The 16,632-nt window shown below is 65.6% G+C and carries 20 protein-coding genes; 9 read left to right on the top strand and 11 right to left on the bottom strand.

Going from position 1 to position 16,632, the window contains the following annotated elements; translation table 11 throughout:
• Positions 1–3: 3 nt before the first annotated feature.
• Genes QW887_RS16585 through fliL form a run of 4 tightly spaced genes read right to left on the bottom strand, consistent with a single transcriptional unit; the run spans position 4 to position 2,970 of the window.
• Complete coding sequence (locus tag QW887_RS16585) at positions 4–774, bottom strand: flagellar protein FlbB (protein ID WP_315716017.1); 771 nt, start codon at positions 772–774, stop codon at positions 4–6.
• Positions 771–1,256, bottom strand: coding sequence for a DUF6468 domain-containing protein (locus QW887_RS16580; RefSeq protein WP_315753139.1), 486 nt, complete (start codon positions 1,254–1,256; stop codon positions 771–773). The genes QW887_RS16585 and QW887_RS16580 overlap by 4 nt, the downstream gene beginning before the upstream one ends.
• On the bottom strand, positions 1,253–2,455 hold the full coding sequence (gene fliM, locus QW887_RS16575) for a flagellar motor switch protein FliM (protein ID WP_315716015.1): 1,203 nt from the start codon (positions 2,453–2,455) through the stop codon (positions 1,253–1,255). The genes QW887_RS16580 and fliM overlap by 4 nt, the downstream gene beginning before the upstream one ends.
• 20 nt (positions 2,456–2,475) lie before the next feature.
• Positions 2,476–2,970 (bottom strand): flagellar basal body-associated protein FliL, encoded by a 495-nt coding sequence (gene fliL / locus QW887_RS16570; protein WP_315716014.1) that lies wholly within the window; start codon positions 2,968–2,970, stop codon positions 2,476–2,478.
• 377 nt (positions 2,971–3,347) lie between these two features.
• On the opposite strand from fliL, the gene flgF reads away from it, so the two are divergent.
• Genes flgF through flgH form a run of 4 tightly spaced genes read left to right on the top strand, consistent with a single transcriptional unit; the run spans position 3,348 to position 6,795 of the window.
• The gene (flgF, locus tag QW887_RS16565; RefSeq protein ID WP_315716013.1) at positions 3,348–4,112 is read left to right on the top strand and encodes a flagellar basal-body rod protein FlgF; all 765 of its coding nucleotides are present in this window, start codon (positions 3,348–3,350) and stop codon (positions 4,110–4,112) included.
• Positions 4,113–4,134: 22 nt separating this feature from the next.
• The gene (flgG, locus tag QW887_RS16560; protein WP_315716012.1) at positions 4,135–4,923 is read left to right on the top strand and encodes a flagellar basal-body rod protein FlgG; all 789 of its coding nucleotides are present in this window, start codon (positions 4,135–4,137) and stop codon (positions 4,921–4,923) included.
• Between the two features lie 19 nt (positions 4,924–4,942).
• Entirely contained in the window at positions 4,943–6,010 is a 1,068-nt protein-coding gene (flgA, locus tag QW887_RS16555) for a flagellar basal body P-ring formation chaperone FlgA (RefSeq protein ID WP_316175803.1), read from the top strand.
• A 5-nt stretch (positions 6,011–6,015) separates the two neighbouring features.
• The gene (flgH, locus tag QW887_RS16550) at positions 6,016–6,795 is read left to right on the top strand and encodes a flagellar basal body L-ring protein FlgH (RefSeq protein ID WP_315716010.1); all 780 of its coding nucleotides are present in this window, start codon (positions 6,016–6,018) and stop codon (positions 6,793–6,795) included.
• A 356-nt stretch (positions 6,796–7,151) separates the two neighbouring features.
• Here flgH and QW887_RS16545 read toward each other — a convergent pair whose 3' ends face one another.
• From QW887_RS16545 to QW887_RS16530, 4 genes are all read right to left on the bottom strand, one after another.
• On the bottom strand, positions 7,152–7,943 hold the full coding sequence (locus QW887_RS16545) for a 2-keto-4-pentenoate hydratase (RefSeq protein ID WP_316187523.1): 792 nt from the start codon (positions 7,941–7,943) through the stop codon (positions 7,152–7,154).
• Positions 7,944–8,199: 256 nt separating this feature from the next.
• Positions 8,200–10,296, bottom strand: coding sequence for a sensor histidine kinase (locus QW887_RS16540; protein ID WP_316194700.1), 2,097 nt, complete (start codon positions 10,294–10,296; stop codon positions 8,200–8,202).
• Between the two features lie 233 nt (positions 10,297–10,529).
• Complete coding sequence (dksA, locus tag QW887_RS16535; RefSeq protein WP_170323279.1) at positions 10,530–10,895, bottom strand: RNA polymerase-binding protein DksA; 366 nt, start codon at positions 10,893–10,895, stop codon at positions 10,530–10,532.
• Positions 10,896–11,123: 228 nt separating this feature from the next.
• Positions 11,124–11,735: an NAD(P)-dependent oxidoreductase gene (locus QW887_RS16530; protein WP_316194699.1), complete on the bottom strand. Its 612-nt coding sequence runs from the start codon at positions 11,733–11,735 to the stop codon at positions 11,124–11,126.
• Between the two features lie 144 nt (positions 11,736–11,879).
• On the opposite strand from QW887_RS16530, the gene QW887_RS16525 reads away from it, so the two are divergent.
• Positions 11,880–12,254, top strand: a complete 375-nt coding sequence (locus tag QW887_RS16525) for a helix-turn-helix domain-containing protein (protein ID WP_315716006.1) — start codon at positions 11,880–11,882, stop codon at positions 12,252–12,254.
• A gap of 14 nt (positions 12,255–12,268) precedes the next feature.
• On the opposite strand, the gene QW887_RS16520 is transcribed toward QW887_RS16525, so the two are convergent.
• Positions 12,269–12,682 (bottom strand): flagellar assembly protein FliX, encoded by a 414-nt coding sequence (locus tag QW887_RS16520; protein ID WP_315738785.1) that lies wholly within the window; start codon positions 12,680–12,682, stop codon positions 12,269–12,271.
• 269 nt (positions 12,683–12,951) lie between these two features.
• Between QW887_RS16520 and QW887_RS16515 the strand changes: the two genes are divergently transcribed.
• The 4 genes from QW887_RS16515 (at position 12,952) to QW887_RS16500 (ending at position 15,602) form a co-directional block, all read left to right on the top strand.
• A complete protein-coding gene (locus QW887_RS16515; protein ID WP_315828149.1) occupies positions 12,952–14,076 on the top strand; it encodes a flagellar basal body P-ring protein FlgI in 1,125 nt (374 codons plus the stop codon).
• Positions 14,076–14,462 (top strand): flagellar assembly peptidoglycan hydrolase FlgJ, encoded by a 387-nt coding sequence (flgJ, locus tag QW887_RS16510; protein WP_316194698.1) that lies wholly within the window; start codon positions 14,076–14,078, stop codon positions 14,460–14,462. Before QW887_RS16515 ends, flgJ begins: the two co-directional genes overlap by 1 nt.
• Before the next feature lie 56 nt (positions 14,463–14,518).
• Positions 14,519–15,004, top strand: coding sequence for a hypothetical protein (locus QW887_RS16505; protein WP_315716002.1), 486 nt, complete (start codon positions 14,519–14,521; stop codon positions 15,002–15,004).
• A 211-nt stretch (positions 15,005–15,215) separates the two neighbouring features.
• Positions 15,216–15,602 carry a hypothetical protein gene (locus tag QW887_RS16500; protein ID WP_315716001.1) on the top strand — a complete coding sequence of 129 codons (387 nt, stop codon included), beginning with the start codon at positions 15,216–15,218 and terminating at the stop codon, positions 15,600–15,602.
• A 90-nt stretch (positions 15,603–15,692) separates the two neighbouring features.
• Here QW887_RS16500 and QW887_RS16495 read toward each other — a convergent pair whose 3' ends face one another.
• Positions 15,693–15,977, bottom strand: a complete 285-nt coding sequence (locus QW887_RS16495) for a hypothetical protein (RefSeq protein WP_316187525.1) — start codon at positions 15,975–15,977, stop codon at positions 15,693–15,695.
• Between the two features lie 31 nt (positions 15,978–16,008).
• A complete protein-coding gene (gene flaF, locus QW887_RS16490; protein WP_315715999.1) occupies positions 16,009–16,374 on the bottom strand; it encodes a flagellar biosynthesis regulator FlaF in 366 nt (121 codons plus the stop codon).
• Between the last annotated feature and the right edge of the window lie 258 nt (positions 16,375–16,632).

Below are 16,632 nucleotides of genomic sequence, written 5' to 3'. Positions count from 1 at the left end.
GGCTCAATTGCTCTTCACAGGCACGATCTTGCCCTCGATCTTCGGCAGCTCGGCGCTGGTCTCGGGCCTGTCGGCGCCGGCCCGGCGCGCGAGCTCGACGGTGAGCCGCTCGGCGGCCTCCGGCGTCATCAGACCGAGAATGTCCGACATCTTGCGCGGGGCGATCTGCGAGGCGATCTCGATCAGCACCGACATCTCGAGCCGGTCGAACACCTTGGCGGCATCCTTCGGCTTCATGCCCTCGTACATCGTGACGATGCTCTTGAAGCGGGCGTTGTCGGCCTCGGTCTTGGCGGCCTGCGCGCCGGAAATGCGGCCCTCGATCGCCTTCATCTCCTCGGTCTTGGACTGGATGCGCTGCTCGGCGGCGCGCAACAGGCTCTCGCGGATGTCGATCTCGCGAGCGCGCGCGTCGAGCTCCTGGCGACGCGACTGCAGCCGCTCGAGGATCGCCTTCTCCGCCGGCGACACCTGCTGCTGGTTCTCCTCGGGCTTGATCACCACGCCCTCGGGCTTGGTGTCGGGAGCGGCGGGCTTGGGCGCCTCCTCCTTCTTCTCCTTCGGCGCGCCGTGCGTGGAGCCGGTGACGATGTCGTTGTCCTCGCGGCCGGGATAGCCCAGGTTCTCCTGGGCCCAGGACCGCTTGGTCGGGTGAGGGTCATAGTCGAAAACGTAGCCGCCATCGATCACGAGGCCGGCCACCTTCAGGACCGCAAGGCAGGCCACCGCGATCAGGACGACGGGAATGACGCGGATGTTACGAAACGCATTCATGCGGCAAGGCCACCAGTCCTTCGACGTTCGGAGAATGCCTGGGCCGCGGCGGCAACCGCCTTGGCACTGGAGACGCGCACCGGCTCGGTCGTGATCGCCGGCACCGGCGCAGGCGCAGGGGCCGGCTCCGGCGCGGCTTCAGGCGAGGTGATGGGTCGCGCGGCGCTGGCGATGCGCGACAGCCGGCGCACCACGCCGTCGCTCTCGGCGAGCTGCTTGCGCAACTGGTCGGACATCTGCGTCGCGGCGGCGAGCTGATTGCCGAGATTGTCGTTGACGTCGCGCACCGCGAGCTTGAGGCCGCCGATCGCCCGCTCGGCGATCTCGGTCGCGGTGATCAGCTCCGCGATCACGGCCTTGAGCGAATGCTCGTCCGCCTTCAGCCGCTTGAGCCTGGAATTCAGCAGCATGCAATAGCCGATGGTCAGCACCAACAAGACCGCCACCAGACTTTCGATGATCAATCCGAGGGAGTGGTTCATTGGGCCTCCATCAACTTGTTCTGGCCTTCGGCGCCTTCGAACATCGCAAGCGTCGTATTCGGCTTGCGCAAATTCTTGGTGACACGGATCGCGACGCGGTCGCCGACCCGCCCCATCCGCCCCTCCGTCAGCATGGTGCTGCCGCAGCGGACCGCGACCAGCGCATCGGGACGGATGTCGAGCGGCAGGGTGTCGCCGACCTTCAGCTTCATGAGCTGCTTCAGCGGCACGTCGGCCTCGTAGAGCACGGCGTCGACGGCGATCTCGGCCTTGGCGATCTCGGTGGCGAAGTGGCCTTCCCAGACGGGATCGCGGCCGAACTTCTCACCCATGAACATCTGCAACAGCACGGGCCGGATCGGCTCGATCGTCGCGTAGGGCAGCAGCAGCTCGATGTTGCCGCCGCGGTCTTCCATGTCGATCCGCAGCTTCACCAGGATCGCGGCATTGGCGGGCCGGCTGATCGCGGCGAAACGCGGATTGGTCTCGAGCCGGTCGATGGTAAAGCGCACCGGCGACAGCGGCCGGAACGCCTGCTCGGCATCGCTCAGCACCACCTCGATCAGGCGCTTGACCAGGTTGGTCTCGATCGTCGTGTAGGGGCGACCCTCGACGCGGAGCTGGGTGTTGCCGCGGCGGCCGCCGAGCAGCACGTCGATGATCGAATAGATCAGGGTCGAGTCGACGGTGGCGAGCCCGAAATTCTCCCACTCCTCCGCCTTGAACACGCTGAGCACGGCGGGCAGCGGGATCGAGTTCATGTAGTCGCCGAAGCGCACCGAGGTGATGCGGTCGAGCGAGACCTCGACGTTGTCGGAGGTGAAGTTGCGCAAGGACGTCGTCATCAGCCGCACCAGGCGGTCGAAGACGATTTCGAGCATCGGCAGACGCTCGTAGGAGACCATCGCCGAATCGATGATCGCGCGAATGCCGGAATGGTCGTCGAGACTGACCTCGCCGGCGGTGAAGCCGAGGAGATTGTCGATCTCCTCCTGCGACAGCACCCGCTCGCCGCCGTTCTTGGTGGCGCCGAAATCGCGGCTGCCGTCCTCGACCATCGCGGCCCATTGCAGGGCCATCGATTCGGTGAGTTCATTGGCTGCTGCGGCTTCCGCGGCCTCCGTGGGATCCTCCGAGTCGAGCGAGGCTTCCCATTGCGCGGCTATCGCATCCTGGTCGACTTGATCGTTGCCCGCCATGATCGTTGAGCTTCTTTGCCTTACTGGACCACGATTTCCTTGAACAACACCGCGTTGACCTGGTTGGGCGCCAGCGCGACGTTGACCCGCTTGGTGAGCTCCTCCTTGAGCCGGAACAGGCCCGCCGAGCCGTTGAGGTCGCTCGGCCGGAGCTCGCGCAAGTACGTCTGGAAGATGTCGGTGACGCGCGGCAGCGTCGGCTTGATCGACTCGACCTGCTTCTCCTCCTTCACCTCCAGCACGATCTTCACTTTCAGATATTGGACGCGGTCACCGGGATTGCCGACCAGGTTGACGAGAAGGTCCGGCACCTCGACGAAGGCCGGCGGCTTCGGTGGCGGCGCCGCCTCGGCGTGATGCTCGTCGTTCTTGTGGCTGAAGAAGAAGAAATAGGCCGCACCACCGACGCCGAGCAGCGCCAGCGCGCCGACGACCATGATGATCAGCTTGAGCTTGCTCTTCGGCGAGCCTGCTTGCTCCTCGCCTTCGCCTGCTCCGGCGTCGTTCTCGGCCATGGCTTTCGGATCCTTCCGGAAAATCGAGCCGATGCCGCCAGAAAGCTTAATGACGCGAAACCAACGCTCCCAGCGCATCTGCGCTTTGTTGAGTGAACGCTACGGTAACAATGGTTAACGGAAGCTTTCTTTTGCCGAGGCGGTGGGAAAATCTTGCCGGGCAATTATGGTTAGCGAGACGTTATTGCCGGGCGTTTCGGACGCCATCGAAACTCTAATTCATTGATAGGAATACGATTTTCATAGTGGCACGGCTTTCGCTGTACCCCTTGCGAACCCGCCGGCTTGGGAGAGCTGAACGGTTCGTTGAAGACCCGGTCGAGACCGCCTTGGGAGAGGTGCCGCGAACGGGATTCGTCAAAAGGGGAGATCGACCGGTGGAGAACGCGCTTCTCATCGGATTGTCGCGGCAGATGGTGCTGGAGCGGCAACTCGACGTCGTTGCCAACAACGTCGCCAACGTCAACACCAACGGCTTCAAGGCCGATCAGCAGCTGTTCGAGGAGTATCTCTCCTCCGGCGCGCATGAAGACAATTTTCCGGGCGCCGCCCGCAGGGTGTCCTATGTCCAGGACCGCGGCACCTATCGCGACTTCTCGCAGGGCTCGATGCAGCGCACCGGCAACGCGCTCGACGTCGCCGTCACGGGCAACGGCTTCCTGACGGTGCAGACCGCGGCCGGCGAGCGCTACACCCGCGACGGCAATCTGCACATGAACAATCTCGGCCAGCTTGTCACCGCCGCCGGTGACCTCGTGCTCGGCACCGGCGGTCCGATCGTGTTTCAGCCGACCGACCACGACATCAACATCTCGCCCGACGGCACCGTGACGGTGGTCGAGGGCGTCAACCGCACCGACTCGATCCGCGGCAAGCTGCGCATCGTGAACTTCGCCGATCCGCAGGCCGCGCAGAAGCAGGGCAACAACCTCTACGCCGCCGCCGGCGGCGCCATCCCGCAGCAGGACACCAAGTCGACCATCCAGCAGGGCTACATCGAGAAGTCGAACGTCAGCGCGGTCGGCGAGATGAGCAAGATGGTCGAAGTGATGCGCGCCTACACCCAGGTCGCCAACATGCTCCAGGTCCAGAGCGACCTGCGCAAGAACGCGATCGAGAAACTCGCCGACGTTCCGGCCTGACAGATCTTGAAGGAGACGTGACATGCAGGCGCTTCACACCGCTGCGACCGGAATGGCGGCACAGGAACTCAACGTTCAGGTGATCTCCAACAACATTGCCAACCTGCGCACCACCGGCTTCAAGAAGCAGACGGTGGCGTTCCAGGACCTGATCTACGAGCACATGCGCCGCGTCGGCGCGCAGTCGTCGGACCAGGGCACGATCCTGCCCGTCGGCATCGACATCGGCGGCGGCGTCAAGACCGTCGGCACGCCGCGCTCGATGACGCAGGGCACGCTGTCGCAGACCGGCAACGATCTCGACCTCGCGATCTCGGGGGAGGGCTTCTTCAAGGTGCTGATGCCCGACGGCACCTTCCAGTACACCCGCGACGGCACCTTCCAGATGGACAATCAGGGCCGGATCGTTACCGCCCAGGGCAACCCGGTGCAGCCGACCATCACGATCCCGCAGAACGCCTCGGGCATCACCGTCAACGCGCAGGGCCAGGTCTCGGTGACGCTGCCGGGCTCGACCACCTCGAACATCATCGGCCAGCTCCAGGTCACCCGCTTCATCAACAAGGCCGGCCTGCAGCCGGTCGGCAACAACCAGTTCACCGACACCCCCTCCTCCGGGCCGCCGCAGGACGGCGTCGCCAACCAGGATGGTCTCGGCAGCATCACCCAGGGCAGCCTGGAGCAGGCCAATGTCGACGTCGTCAGCGAGATGAGCGAGCTGATCGCCGCGCAGCGCGCCTACGAGATGAACGCCAAGGTCATCTCGGCCGCGGACCAGATGCTGCAGTCGACCACTGCGCTGTTCCGCTGAGGTTCGAAGGGAGATCGCCATCATGACCCGCACCGTCCGTCCCTTCCTGCTTGCGGCCGCCCTGCTCGCCTCGACTGCGCTATCGGCGCTGGCCGGCGAGGCCGACGACCAGATCAAGGCGCCCGTACTGCGCTCCACCGTGAACGTCACCGGCGACATCGTTCGCGTCGGCGACCTGATCGACAATGCGGGCGTCGCGGCCAACATCGCCGTCTACCGCGCGCCCGACCTCGGCACGACCGGCGTGCTGCCGGCCGCGCAGGTGATCGCAACCCTGCGCACCCACCAGGTGATCGGCGTCGAGGTCCGCGACATCAAGGAGGTCGCGGTCACGCGGCTGGCGCGCGCCGTCGACGCCAAGGAGATCAGCACGACGGTGGCCCAGGCGCTCGATCACCGCAACGGACTTGGCGATGCCGCCAACCTCAGCATCAGCTTCGACCAGCCGGTGCAGGACCTCAAATTCGAGGCCTCGACGTCGGGCACGCTGGCGCCGACCAGCGTCCGGTTCGACCCGCGCAGCGGCCGCTTCGACATCACCTTGGAGCTCGGCCATGCCAATGGCGCGAGCCCGACCAAGCTGCGCTACACCGGCACGGCGATCGAAACCGTCGAGGCCGTGGTGTTGACCCGCAACATCGACCGCAACGAGATGATCCGCTCAGGCGACCTGCAGACCGAGCGGCGGCCGCGCGCCGAGCTCGGCGGCGGCGACCCCGCCACGCGCGAGCTCGCAGTGGGCATGCAGATGCGCCGCCCGGCGCGCGCGGGCCAGGCGCTGAAGACCACCGACCTCGCCAAGCCCGACCTCGTGCAGCGCGACCAGGCGGTCACGCTGATCTTCCAGACCGCCGGCATCTATCTCACCACGCGCGGCAAGGCGCTGGAGTCGGGCACCGAAGGCGACGTCGTCAGCGTGCTCAATCTGCAGTCCAAGCGCACCGTGACCGGTCGCGTCTCGGGTCGCGGCCAGGTCTCCGTCGACATCGCCGTCGCCAAGCCGGCGCAGACCTCCGAAGCCGACATCGCCGCACCCGTCGCCGTCGCCAGCCGCCTTCCCACCTCCGCCACCCCGAAAGCCGAGTAAGTTTCATGTCGAAGTTCAAGTTTGATGATCGGGGCGTCTCGAGCCTGCGCCGGGTCGCGCTGATCTCGGTTTCCTTCGCGGTGCTGTCGATCGCCGGCGGATGCTCCTCGATCGACCGTCTCAGCCAGATTGGCGAGCGGCCGAAGCTGACGGAGATCGACAATCCGACCACGCAGCCGGGCTACAAGCCGGTGCAGATGCCGATGCCGAAGCCCGAAACCGTGTCCTACGCGCCGAACTCGCTGTGGCGCAACGGCTCGCGCGCCTTCTTCAAGGACCAGCGCGCCCGTCAGGTCGGCGACCTCCTGACCGTCACGGTCAGCATCTCCGACAAGGCCAATTTCGCCAACGAGACCCAGCGCAGCCGCACCAACAAGGAGGATTCGGGCATCACCGACTTCATCGGCGCGAAGACGCTCGGCGTGCAGGCGCAGAAGGTGCTGCCCGGCCGCATCCTGACTGCCGACGGCACCTCGTCCTCGGACGGCAAGGGCACGATCCAGCGGTCGGAGTCCTTGACCACCAGCGTCGCCGCGGTCGTGACGCAGGTGCTGCCGAACGGCAACCTCGTCGTCGAAGGCAAGCAGGAGATCCGGGTCAACTACGAGATCCGCGAGCTGATCGTGGCCGGCATCGTGCGGCCCGAGGACATCCAGAGCGACAACACCATCGACTCCACCAAGATCGCCCAGGCCCGCATCTCCTACGGCGGCCGCGGCCAGATCTCCGACGTCCAGCAGCCGCGCTACGGCCAGCAGGTGATGGATATCCTGCTGCCGTTCTGAGGCAAACCTCAGCATCAATGACCGGGCGGAGCGCCGCCCGGTCGCTCGGGAAGCCGCCCATGCGATGACCTCGCAAGGCGCAAATCGAAACGAGGACCAGGACACGACCGAAATCCCTCCCCGCGCGGGAGGGTCGGACAAGGGATGGCCGAGCGCGATATGGGTCACGGCGCATGACCCCCGCAGCCGCCGCCCTTCTCTGAAAACGAGCTCCCACATTGCCCAATGCGAACCTAGGCGCGGCGGGTGATGTATACGCGGCCTCCGGTAGCTCCCCTGCCGGAGGCCGCGTTCGTTTTAGCTGTCACACCCGAGCTGACGGACCCCAGCTCAAGACGTTCCGGCCCTACCTCGGCTCACCCGAACGTCGCCTCGACCACACCGAGGCCGTCCAGCTCCATCCGTACCCGGTCGCCGGCCTTGAGCCAGATCGTCTTGACCAGGCTGCCGGTCAGGACGAGCTGCCCGGCCTCGAGCCCGTCACCACTGGCGGCGAGATGATTGGCAAGCCAGGCCAGCGCATGGACCGGATGTCCCAGCACATCCGCGCCAGTGCCCTCGCCGACCAAGGTGCCGTTGACGATGGCACGGCCCTGCACCGCGGCCAAGTCCGCTACGGCAGCGCGTGGGAGCGCCGGGCCGAGGACACAGCCGGCAGCAAAGAAATCGTCGGCGACGAGCATCGGCGCGCCCAGCGTCTGCCATTGCACATAACGGTCGTCGACGATCTCGATCGCCGCGTGACAGTCGCCGATCGCCTCGACGACACGATCCATGGTGAACGGCGCGTCCAACGGCAGCAGGTCGTGCTTGAGCCGCACGGCGATCTCGCATTCGACGCCCACGCGGACGAAGTCGGCCGTGCGCAGTTCGACACCTGTCTGGTGAATACCGGACGCGAACACTCCGCCGGAACAGGGATGCGGAATGCCAAGATAGTCCTGCATCACCTTGCTGGTGCAGCCGATCTTGTAGCCGGCGAAGTCACCGGCCTGTTCGGCGAGCAGCCAATGGACTTCGCGCTGGATCTCATAGCCGGCTGCTTCATCCTTCGGCTGAAGCTGAGGCGGCAGAGCCCCCAAGGGCGCCCGCTGCTTGCGGGCATCTACGATCAGTCGCGCAGCGGATAGTATCTCGTCTGCTCCCATGGCCCTTCAACTCCCTTGGCCCGCGGTCCGAACCGGCATCGCAGGATCTATGGTGAACGGATTGTTTATAAACGAGTTTTGGGCTCCCATCTCAGCTTCATCAACAATTTGAGACGGCGCGGCCGCAGCGCAAGCGGCTCGTTCAACCGATTTCACGTCTCACGATGCCGAGTTCGAGCAGACTTTCCGCAGAGGCGACGATCGCGTCCTCGTTGGAGCGCGAACTCCAGCCGCGCAGCGTTTCGCGCACCGGCGCTCAGCTCGCCTCCGTTGCGGCCACCGAACTCTCGCCAGGCGTCTTGAGCCAGGGCAGCTCGAACTGGCAGGTCAGCCCGCTCTCGGCAAACGTCCGCTGCAGATGCCTGACCGTGCGGGTCAGCAGCCGGCTGCCGAAGCCGACCACTGGCGGCTCCGTTGCCGGCGGGCCACCGCTTTCCTGCCAGCGAACATGCAGCGCGTCCTGCGCCAACGACCAGCTGACATCGACGTGGCCGTCGGGCGTGGTGAGCGCGCCATATTTGCTGGCGTTGCAGGCCATCTCGTGGATGACGAGAGCCAGCTGCGTCGTCAGCTCGACCGGAACCAGGATGGCGGGGCCGCTGGTGGCGAGTTGATCCGGTGTGCTGGCGAACGGCACGACCTGACTCCTGATGAGGGCGGCGAGATCGGCGCCCTGCCAGTCGTTCTCGGCAAGGCTCGTGTGCGCCGTCGCCAGCGCATGCAGGCGCGACGTGAAATCGCGGACCTTGGCGTCGTGCCGCGGCAGCAGCTGATGCGCCAGCGATTGCACCACGGCAAGGCTGTTCTTGACGCGATGGGCCAGCTCATGCACGAGCAGTTCGCGCTTGCGGTCGGCTTCCTTCGCGGCCGTGACGTCGATGTTGACGCCGATCATGTACGGATCGCCGCCGCCCTCGCCACCCAACATGCGGGCGCGCGCCTCGATCCAGCGGATCGAGCCGTCGGGCAGCGGCACCCGCCATTCCGAATCGAGCTCCCCGGTTGTCAGCGCCTGCTTGTTGTCCCGGTCGGCACGCGCCTGGTCCTCGGGATGCACCAGCGCCAGCCAGGCGTCATAGGTCCCGGGGAACGTGCCCGGCGCAAGTCCATAGAGCTCTTCGATCTCATCGGACCAGTGGCTGGCGCCGGATCTGCCGTCCCAGGTAAAGGTGCCAAGCCGTCCGTATTTCGCGGCGAGTTTGAGCTGCCCGGCCGTGCGCGACGCATCGTCCCTGGCTTGGGCGAGCATCCCGAAATTCTCCTGGATGACGCGTGCACTCTCCGCCTGCGCCTTTTCGGCCGCAGCTAGTCGGGCGTTGAGCGCCCGGACCTCCGGGGGATCGGAGGGCGCGGCCTCGCCGGGGATGGCGCGCTTGACGGCGATGCTTTCGAGCGGCCGGGCGATGCTTCGGCCGATGCCGGCCGCCAGCAGCAGCGCCAGGGCACAGATCGTCGTCGCCGCGATGGTTGCGGTCTGCACCGTCGAGGAGATCGCCTGGGCGAAAGCCGCCTGCTTGATGCCGACCCCGACAGTCCAGTCGCTCAGTTGGGGACGCGCATTGGCGTTGATGATCCGATCGCCCTCGATCGACGGAAACTCCGCGATCCCCTCAGCCTTGGCAGTCGCCCGCCATCCGGCCGACGCCGGCTGCCCGGTCGAGGTGGCGTTCTTCGGGATGCGCGAAATGTAGCGGCCCTGGCCGTCCATGATGCCGACCAGCCAGTCGGCTGGCAGCTGCTGCTGGGCCAGCAGCCGGGTGTAGTTCGCGGCTGGCATGGCAATCGAAAGGCAGCGGAACGGCTTGCCGTCCTTGAAGACGGGGACATCGACGGTCGCCACCCACGCGCCGGAATTGGGACCGGTGAAGATGTCGGAGATCGACGGCCTTCCGGACTGAAAAGCGCGCTCCTGCGAGCCCCAGCCTTCGGGCGCGCGCTCGCCGAGCGGCTTGCCCGGCGTCGCCCCGGTGTTGAGCAGGATGCGGCCGCTCGCGTCCGACACGATGATCCAGCCTTCGCCGCTGACCGCACCGACGCGGCGCGCCTCCGCCTCGAAGTTGCTGAGATCGGCGGCACTGAGATCCGGAGACTTGCCCAGCACCTCGGCGAGCGCGATGTAACGCCGCAATTCGGCGTCGACGGCACCGGAGATCGTCTGCGCGGCATAGGACAGGCCGCGCCGGATCGAGGCGTCGGCGGATTGCGCCATCGATACGATGACATAGGCGATCAGCCCGACGCAGGGCAGGAACAGAATGCCGGCCAGGAGAAGGAGGCGCCCCTTGATGCTCAAGGCGCCATAGGAACGCTGCATCGTTGCCAGCGCGCCCCTGGCTATGTCCGGCTCGCCCATGATTCCCCGCGGCGTTCCGAGATGGAACCGCCGATAATTCAGCAGACGCGAAAAAGTTCCGGACGCTTGGAAAACCAACAGCGCGCGCGGTCGTGCCGGCATTGCCGGCCCGCAGACCGCTCAGGTGACCAGACACTCGACCTCGCGCACACCGGCGCCGTCTCGGCAACAGACGCTGCGGCCGCACCCGGCAAGCGGCCGCAATCCCCGCTCGTTCAGGTCAATGTCGCGACCTACTCGTCGCGATAGACCTTTTCACGCTTCTCGTGGCGTTCCTGCGCCTCCACCGACAGCGTCGCAATGGGACGGGCCTCGAGCCGCTTCAGCGAAATCGGCTCGCCGGTCTCCTCGCAATAGCCGTAGGTGTTGTCCTCGATGCGCTGGAGCGCCGCGTCGATCTTGGAGATCAGCTTGCGCTGGCGGTCACGGGCGCGAAGCTCGATCGCCCGATCGGTCTCCGACGACGCGCGGTCGGCGAGGTCCGGATGGTTCACGTTCTCCTCCTGCAGAGCCTGCAGGGTGAGCTTCGATTCGCGCAGGATCTCCTCCTTCCATGCCAGCAGCTTGGCGCGGAAATAGTCGCGCTGGCGTTCGTTCATGAAAGGCTCTTTTTCGGAAGGTTTGTAGTTCTTCAACTTTTCCAAGGTCAGCCCATCTGTACGTGCTGGCGCCGGTTTCGGCACCGGCGGACGGAATACGCCCGTTCGCGGCCGCGTTATATAGCGGCCTCATGTGACAGACAATATTTCCATCGGCACGGGCGCCCCGCCGTTCGGGCCGTTGCACAGGCAAATTCGGCCCCAGCCGGCGGGACGCCGTGGACGGCCTCAGTAACCGACCGTGAAACGGGCCCGCCGGTGGGCTGGACGCTCGATTTCGTCGGCCATCGCGACCGCGAAGTCCTCGAAGGTGACGAAGCTCTTGCCGTCGGCATCGACCAGCAGCTGATCCGTTCCGAGCCGGAACTTGCCCGTCCGGGGGCCGAAATCGATCATCGCAGAGGGCGACAGGAAGGTCCAATCGAGCTCCTTCTCCTGGCGCAGGCGGTCGAGGAACGCGGCGCCCTTCTCCGCTTCGGCCTTGTAGGCGGCCGGAAAGCCGGGCGTCGTCACCAGCCGCACACCCGGCGCGACCTCGAGCGAGCCGGCGCCGCCGACCACGAGGTAACGCGATACGCCGGGGTCCTTGGCCGCCCCGATCAGGGTCTCGACATCGCTGGCCGAGAAATGGATCGCGCTGATCGCGACGTCATGGCCGGCCCAGAGTTTCGCCAGCGCGGCGCGGTCGTTGGCGTCCCCCCGCACCGCCGTGACGTTGGCGTGCTTCTCGATCTTGTCCGGGTTGCGGGCAATGCCGGTGACCTGGTGGCCGCGGCTGGCCAACTCGGCGGTGATGCGGGACCCGGCACGGCCGGAGGCGCCGGCGACGGCGATCTTCATGGGGAAACTCCTATGTTCGAGATCACGAGGTCGGATCCGAGGTCTGGACGAAGCCGCCTTGGTATCCGATAGTGACTAGATAACGGAATGAATGCTGGTGTTAAGAGCGCACTTTAAGATCACCTGGTCACGCCGGAGTAACCGATGAGAGCCGCGAACGTCTATTCGGCCGACTGCCCAACGCGACAGATCCTGGACCGCGTCGGCGACAAATGGGCCGTGCTGATCCTGATCCTGCTGCGCAACGAACCCTTGCGCTTCAATCAGTTGCGGCGGTCGATCGAAGGGATTTCGCAGAAGATGCTGTCCCAGGTGCTGAAGAGCCTGGAGCGCGACGGCCTGGTGCGGCGGCGCGCGATCGCGACCGTCCCGGTCACCGTCGAATATTCGATCACGCCGCTCGGGCTGACGCTCGCAGCCGCGGTCGATCCGCTGCGCGACTGGGCCGAGCGTCATCTCAAGGAGGTCACCGCCGCGCAGCGGCGCTACGACGCGCAACAGCCGTCGAAGGCGGCTTGAACGCGCGAAGCGTCTCAGCTCCGCCCGGCCTTGGCGAGCTCGACCTCGACGCGCAGTTCGATCTCGGAGAGGATCGCATCCAGTCCCGGGTCGCCCGAGGTCTGCTTCAGGTCGGCCGCGGCATCGCGAAGCCGCAGCGCCATCGCAGTGTCGAGCTTGCCGGACAGCAGCGTCAGCTTGAGATCATCGAGCACGTCGAGCGCGCGCTTGCCGCGCTGGACCGAGCGCTTGCGGCGCTCCGCCGGCTCCTCCTCGATGCCCTGCAGCGCCAGCAGCGCATCGATGTTCGCCGTCTGCTTCGGCGCGAGGGTCGCGCGCGTGTCCTGCGTGGTGCCGACGTCAGGCAGCTTGAAGCCGCTGGACGAGGTCTTCCGCGTGGAGCTGGTCGACGAGCCCAGGGTCGTGCCGTTCGGTCCGTAGATGCGCATCGATGGCTCCCGCAAGCTTCGCGTGTCGAGCGGGAGATTGGCTCCGCCGTGGTTAACGGTGCGTAAACGGCCCGGCAAATTCTGCCGGGGCGGCAGCTTCGTTCCCCCGGAGTAACCCTGGATCGCGACAAAGCTTCGAGTCGATTTCACACTCTTTCAATGAGTTAGCCAGGAGCATCGCTGTGGCACGGCCCTCGCATAGTTAATGCCGATCATGCGGTCATGGGAGTGGCCGAGTGATCACTTGAAGAGTTCGAGGGGAGCATAGGATGCGACGCGTCCGAACTACGCGCCTGTTTCAGGTCGCCTGCGCCGCGGTGCTGGCGCTGGCATCTACCGTCATGTCTGCGAATGCGACCTCGCGGATCAAGGATCTCGCCAATATCGAGGGCGTGCGCCAGAACCAGCTGATCGGCTACGGCCTCGTGGTCGGCCTCAACGGCACCGGCGATACGCTGAACAACATTCCGTTCACCAAGCAGTCGCTGCAGGCGATGCTCGAGCGCATGGGCGTCAACATCCGCGGCGCCACCATCCGCACCGGCAACGTCGCCGCTGTCATGGTCACCGGAAACCTGCCGCCATTCGCCACGCAAGGCACGCGCATGGACGTGACGGTCTCCGCGCTCGGCGACGCCAAGAACCTGCAGGGCGGCACCCTGCTCGTCACCCCGCTGCTCGGCGCCGACGGCAACGTCTATGCGGTGGCGCAGGGCTCGCTCGCGATCTCCGGTTTCCAGGCCGAGGGCGAGGCCGCCAAGATCGTGCGCGGCGTGCCGACGGTCGGCCGCATCGCCAACGGCGCCATCATCGAGCGCGAGATCGAGTTCGCGCTGAACCGGCTGCCCAACGTGCGGCTTGCGCTGCGCAACGCCGACTTCACCACCGCCAAGCGCATCGCGGCCGCGGTCAATGATTTCCTCGGCGTCAAGACTGCCGAGCCGATCGATCCGTCGACGGTGCAGCTGAGTATCCCGCCGGAGTTCAAGGGCAACGTCGTCGCCTTGCTGACCGAGATCGAGCAGTTGCAGGTCGACCCGGATCTCGCCGCCAAGATCGTCATCGACGAGCGTTCCGGCATCATCGTGATGGGTCGCGACGTGCGTGTGGCGACCGTCGCCGTGGCCCAGGGCAACCTCACCGTCACGATCTCCGAAAGTCCGCAGGTCAGCCAGCCCAATCCGCTGTCGCGCGGCCGCACCGTGGTCACGCCGCGCACCAGCGTCGGCGTCACCGAGGAAGGCAAGAAGTTCGCGGTCGTCAGGGACGGCGTGTCATTGCAGCAACTGGTCGACGGCCTCAACGGCCTCGGCATCGGCCCCCGCGACCTGATCAGCATCCTGCAGGCCATCAAGGCGGCCGGCGCGATCGAAGCCGACATCGAGGTGATGTGATGGCGACGTCCTTCATCGACTCCTATCATGGCCGCGTCGCTCTCAGCATGCCGACGGCCGCGGCCGTCACCGCGCCGCGCACCGATCTCGATCTCGCGGCGGCTCTGACCAAGGTCTCGCCCAAGGCACAGGCCAGGGCCAAGGCGACGGCAACCGACTTCGAAGCCATGTTCCTCAACAGCATGTTCTCGCAGATGACCAGCGGCATGAAGGGCGAAGGTCCGTTCGGCGACACGCCGGGCACCGGCGTCTGGCGCTCGATGCTGACGGAGCAATATTCCAAGAACTTCGCCAAGGCCGGCGGCGTCGGCATCTCAAACGACGTCTTCCGCACTCTCATCCTGCAACAGGCCGGCAGCAGCTCCGGCGCCAACGGCAAAGCGTAGATGTTCGCGTGACGAGCGCGTGGGCGGCAAACGCTCACGCCGAAGGGAGTTATGAAATGACCGCACAGGGACAAGCGAAGAAGACGACCTACACGGCCGCCACCAGCGCCGCAGAGGCACGCGCGCTCGCCGACGAGATGGTGAGCGTCATGAGCGAGCTGATCGCGGTCATCGAGCAGGAGACCGAACTGGTCCGCGCCGGCAAGCTGCGCGAAGGCATGGCGTTCGGCCCCAAGAAGACCGAGCTGTCCCGCCACTACGTCACGACCGTGGGCCGCCTCAAGGCGAGCCAGAATTTCATGAAGCAGACCGCGCCGGAGCTGCTCGCCACCCTGCATCGCCACCACGACACCTTTCGCGCCATGCTGCAGGTGAACCTGACCGTGCTGGCGACGGCGCACGCGATCTCGGAAAAGATCGTGCGCGGCGTCAATGCCGAGGTTCAGCGCAAGAACATCCCCAGCACCTATACCGCCGGCGGCCGCCGCGCCGCCCCGGGCGCACGGCACCTCACCCCGCTCGCCGTCAGCCGAACGCTCTGAGCCTCACCGCCAGCCCCCATCTGCATCGCAGCGCCGCGCCGCCTCGAGGGCCGCGCGGCCGCCGCCGTTTAACGCTCGGATAAGCTTAAAAGGCCGGCGCGAATCACAACGCGGTGTTCATCCTATTTCCTAACATAACGTTGATTGGTCATCGGCATAGTTGCAAGCGGGATGGGTTGGGAATTGACTCGATGGCCATGAGGAGGCTGCCATGAGTTCCGATTTCAGCGTAAGACCGGTAGGGACGCCTGCGTCCGTTCCGATAATTCCGCCGTCGAGCCAGGCGGTGGTGAGCGCTGTTCCGACGGACCTTCCTCCCAGCCAGACCGTGACCGCGGCCGAGCCCGGCGTCCCCGTGCGCAACGACATCCCGGTCAACATCGCAAACGATCTGTCCGTGTCACGCCAAGCCTATTACGATCGCGCCGCTGCCGCTCTGGTGTTCCAGGTGGTCAACCGCAAGACCGACCAGGTCGTGACCCAATATCCAGATGAGGCCGTGCTGCGCCGCCGGGCCTACTTCAACACGCTCGACCTGCAGAAGGATATGCAGAGGGCGGACGTGCCGCGCGTCGTGGCGACCGATCGCACTGCCTGAGCCCCCGCGGAACCGGGCCGCTTCATTCCGCCGCCCGCACGCCGCCCCACCGGGCGGCGTTGCCGTATCGAGCCCCGCAGCTTTGGCGGATCAACGGCTCCGTATCGCGTAGGCGGTGTCGAGATAGGTCTGGCCCGAGGCGGCGTCGGTGACCACGTTCTTGATCTGGGCCTTGGCGTTGCCGGCCGGCGTGAACTTCGTATCGCCGATCCTGAACGCATGAGACCGGGAACGACTTCCCGTTGGCATGTCTTCCGCTCCAGCCGCCCCGATATAGAGCGTCGGATAGACGGCCACGTATCTGCTGTTGCTTCGCGCCGTACTGCGCAGGTTCGACTTGTAGGACGCAGACAGGATGCTGGCGATATCGGTCACGACGACGCGCCTCCCGCCCTGCCCCCGACGGTCAGCTCCGCCCGGACAACCCCGCGGCGATGTGGCAGTTGATGTCGATCAGCGACTTGAGCTTCGCCGGATCCGGGTCCATCTGCATCTCGATCGTCTGCTTCATCACGAACACGCCGATATTTGCTATGTTCTGGCGGATGTCGAGCGGATTCGGATTGTCGTCCGCCTCCATCGCGCTCATGAAGATCGTCCACAAGCGACGATTGAAGAGAAGAGCCTTGTACATGTTGCGATCAGGGCCGTTCCAATTGGCCTGGACTTCCTGCAGCTGCCGTGCCGCTTTCAACAGAGCCTGAGCTTCGATCTCCCGTGGTGATGCCGTCGTCTGCGACGTGCGGGCATAGGCTTGAGCGGCATATGACATCAACTACTCCGGACTGACGCAGGGACACGACCAAACTGCTCAGGTTTTGTACTTTGTGTGCCTTTAAAATATGGTTAGCGGCCGTTAGCGGAATTTGTTTCGTAGCGTCACGGAGCACCACAAATCGCTTTGTTTGGTGCACCTCTTAATTTCTTGCGAACGCGGTGATTCAAAATGTCCGGACGAAGCTCGTACGTTGTTCATCCCGCCCGGGCGGCGCGAACTACACGAACAACGGCGTTCTCACAGAGCTGACTC

Origin of the sequence: Bradyrhizobium sp. SZCCHNRI3052 (assembly GCF_032484895.1) — a bacterium.
Taxonomy (GTDB): domain Bacteria; phylum Pseudomonadota; class Alphaproteobacteria; order Rhizobiales; family Xanthobacteraceae; genus Bradyrhizobium.
The sequence above is the reverse complement of the archived record's forward strand: the minus strand, read 5'-3'. Positions and strand labels throughout refer to the sequence as shown.

What these genes read in the sequence shown, in the direction of transcription:
- fliM (WP_315716015.1), bottom strand. Translation starts at nt 2,455, where the DNA reads ATGGCGGGCAACGATCAAGTCGACCAGGATGCGATAGCCGCGCAATGG.
- fliL (WP_315716014.1), bottom strand. Translation starts at nt 2,970, where the DNA reads ATGGCCGAGAACGACGCCGGAGCAGGCGAAGGCGAGGAGCAAGCAGGC.
- QW887_RS16545 (WP_316187523.1), bottom strand. Translation starts at nt 7,943, where the DNA reads ATGGGAGCAGACGAGATACTATCCGCTGCGCGACTGATCGTAGATGCC.
- QW887_RS16520 (WP_315738785.1), bottom strand. Translation starts at nt 12,682, where the DNA reads ATGCGCATCTACGGACCGAACGGCACGACCCTGGGCTCGTCGACCAGC.
- flgG (WP_315716012.1), top strand. Translation starts at nt 4,135, where the DNA reads ATGCAGGCGCTTCACACCGCTGCGACCGGAATGGCGGCACAGGAACTC.
- flgH (WP_315716010.1), top strand. Translation starts at nt 6,016, where the DNA reads ATGTCGAAGTTCAAGTTTGATGATCGGGGCGTCTCGAGCCTGCGCCGG.
- QW887_RS16530 (WP_316194699.1), bottom strand. Translation starts at nt 11,735, where the DNA reads ATGAAGATCGCCGTCGCCGGCGCCTCCGGCCGTGCCGGGTCCCGCATC.
- QW887_RS16500 (WP_315716001.1), top strand. Translation starts at nt 15,216, where the DNA reads ATGAGTTCCGATTTCAGCGTAAGACCGGTAGGGACGCCTGCGTCCGTT.
- dksA (WP_170323279.1), bottom strand. Translation starts at nt 10,895, where the DNA reads ATGAACGAACGCCAGCGCGACTATTTCCGCGCCAAGCTGCTGGCATGG.
- QW887_RS16505 (WP_315716002.1), top strand. Translation starts at nt 14,519, where the DNA reads ATGACCGCACAGGGACAAGCGAAGAAGACGACCTACACGGCCGCCACC.
- QW887_RS16580 (WP_315753139.1), bottom strand. Translation starts at nt 1,256, where the DNA reads ATGAACCACTCCCTCGGATTGATCATCGAAAGTCTGGTGGCGGTCTTG.
- QW887_RS16525 (WP_315716006.1), top strand. Translation starts at nt 11,880, where the DNA reads ATGAGAGCCGCGAACGTCTATTCGGCCGACTGCCCAACGCGACAGATC.
- QW887_RS16540 (WP_316194700.1), bottom strand. Translation starts at nt 10,296, where the DNA reads ATGGGCGAGCCGGACATAGCCAGGGGCGCGCTGGCAACGATGCAGCGT.
- flgJ (WP_316194698.1), top strand. Translation starts at nt 14,076, where the DNA reads ATGGCGACGTCCTTCATCGACTCCTATCATGGCCGCGTCGCTCTCAGC.
- QW887_RS16585 (WP_315716017.1), bottom strand. Translation starts at nt 774, where the DNA reads ATGAATGCGTTTCGTAACATCCGCGTCATTCCCGTCGTCCTGATCGCG.
- QW887_RS16515 (WP_315828149.1), top strand. Translation starts at nt 12,952, where the DNA reads ATGCGACGCGTCCGAACTACGCGCCTGTTTCAGGTCGCCTGCGCCGCG.
- flaF (WP_315715999.1), bottom strand. Translation starts at nt 16,374, where the DNA reads ATGTCATATGCCGCTCAAGCCTATGCCCGCACGTCGCAGACGACGGCA.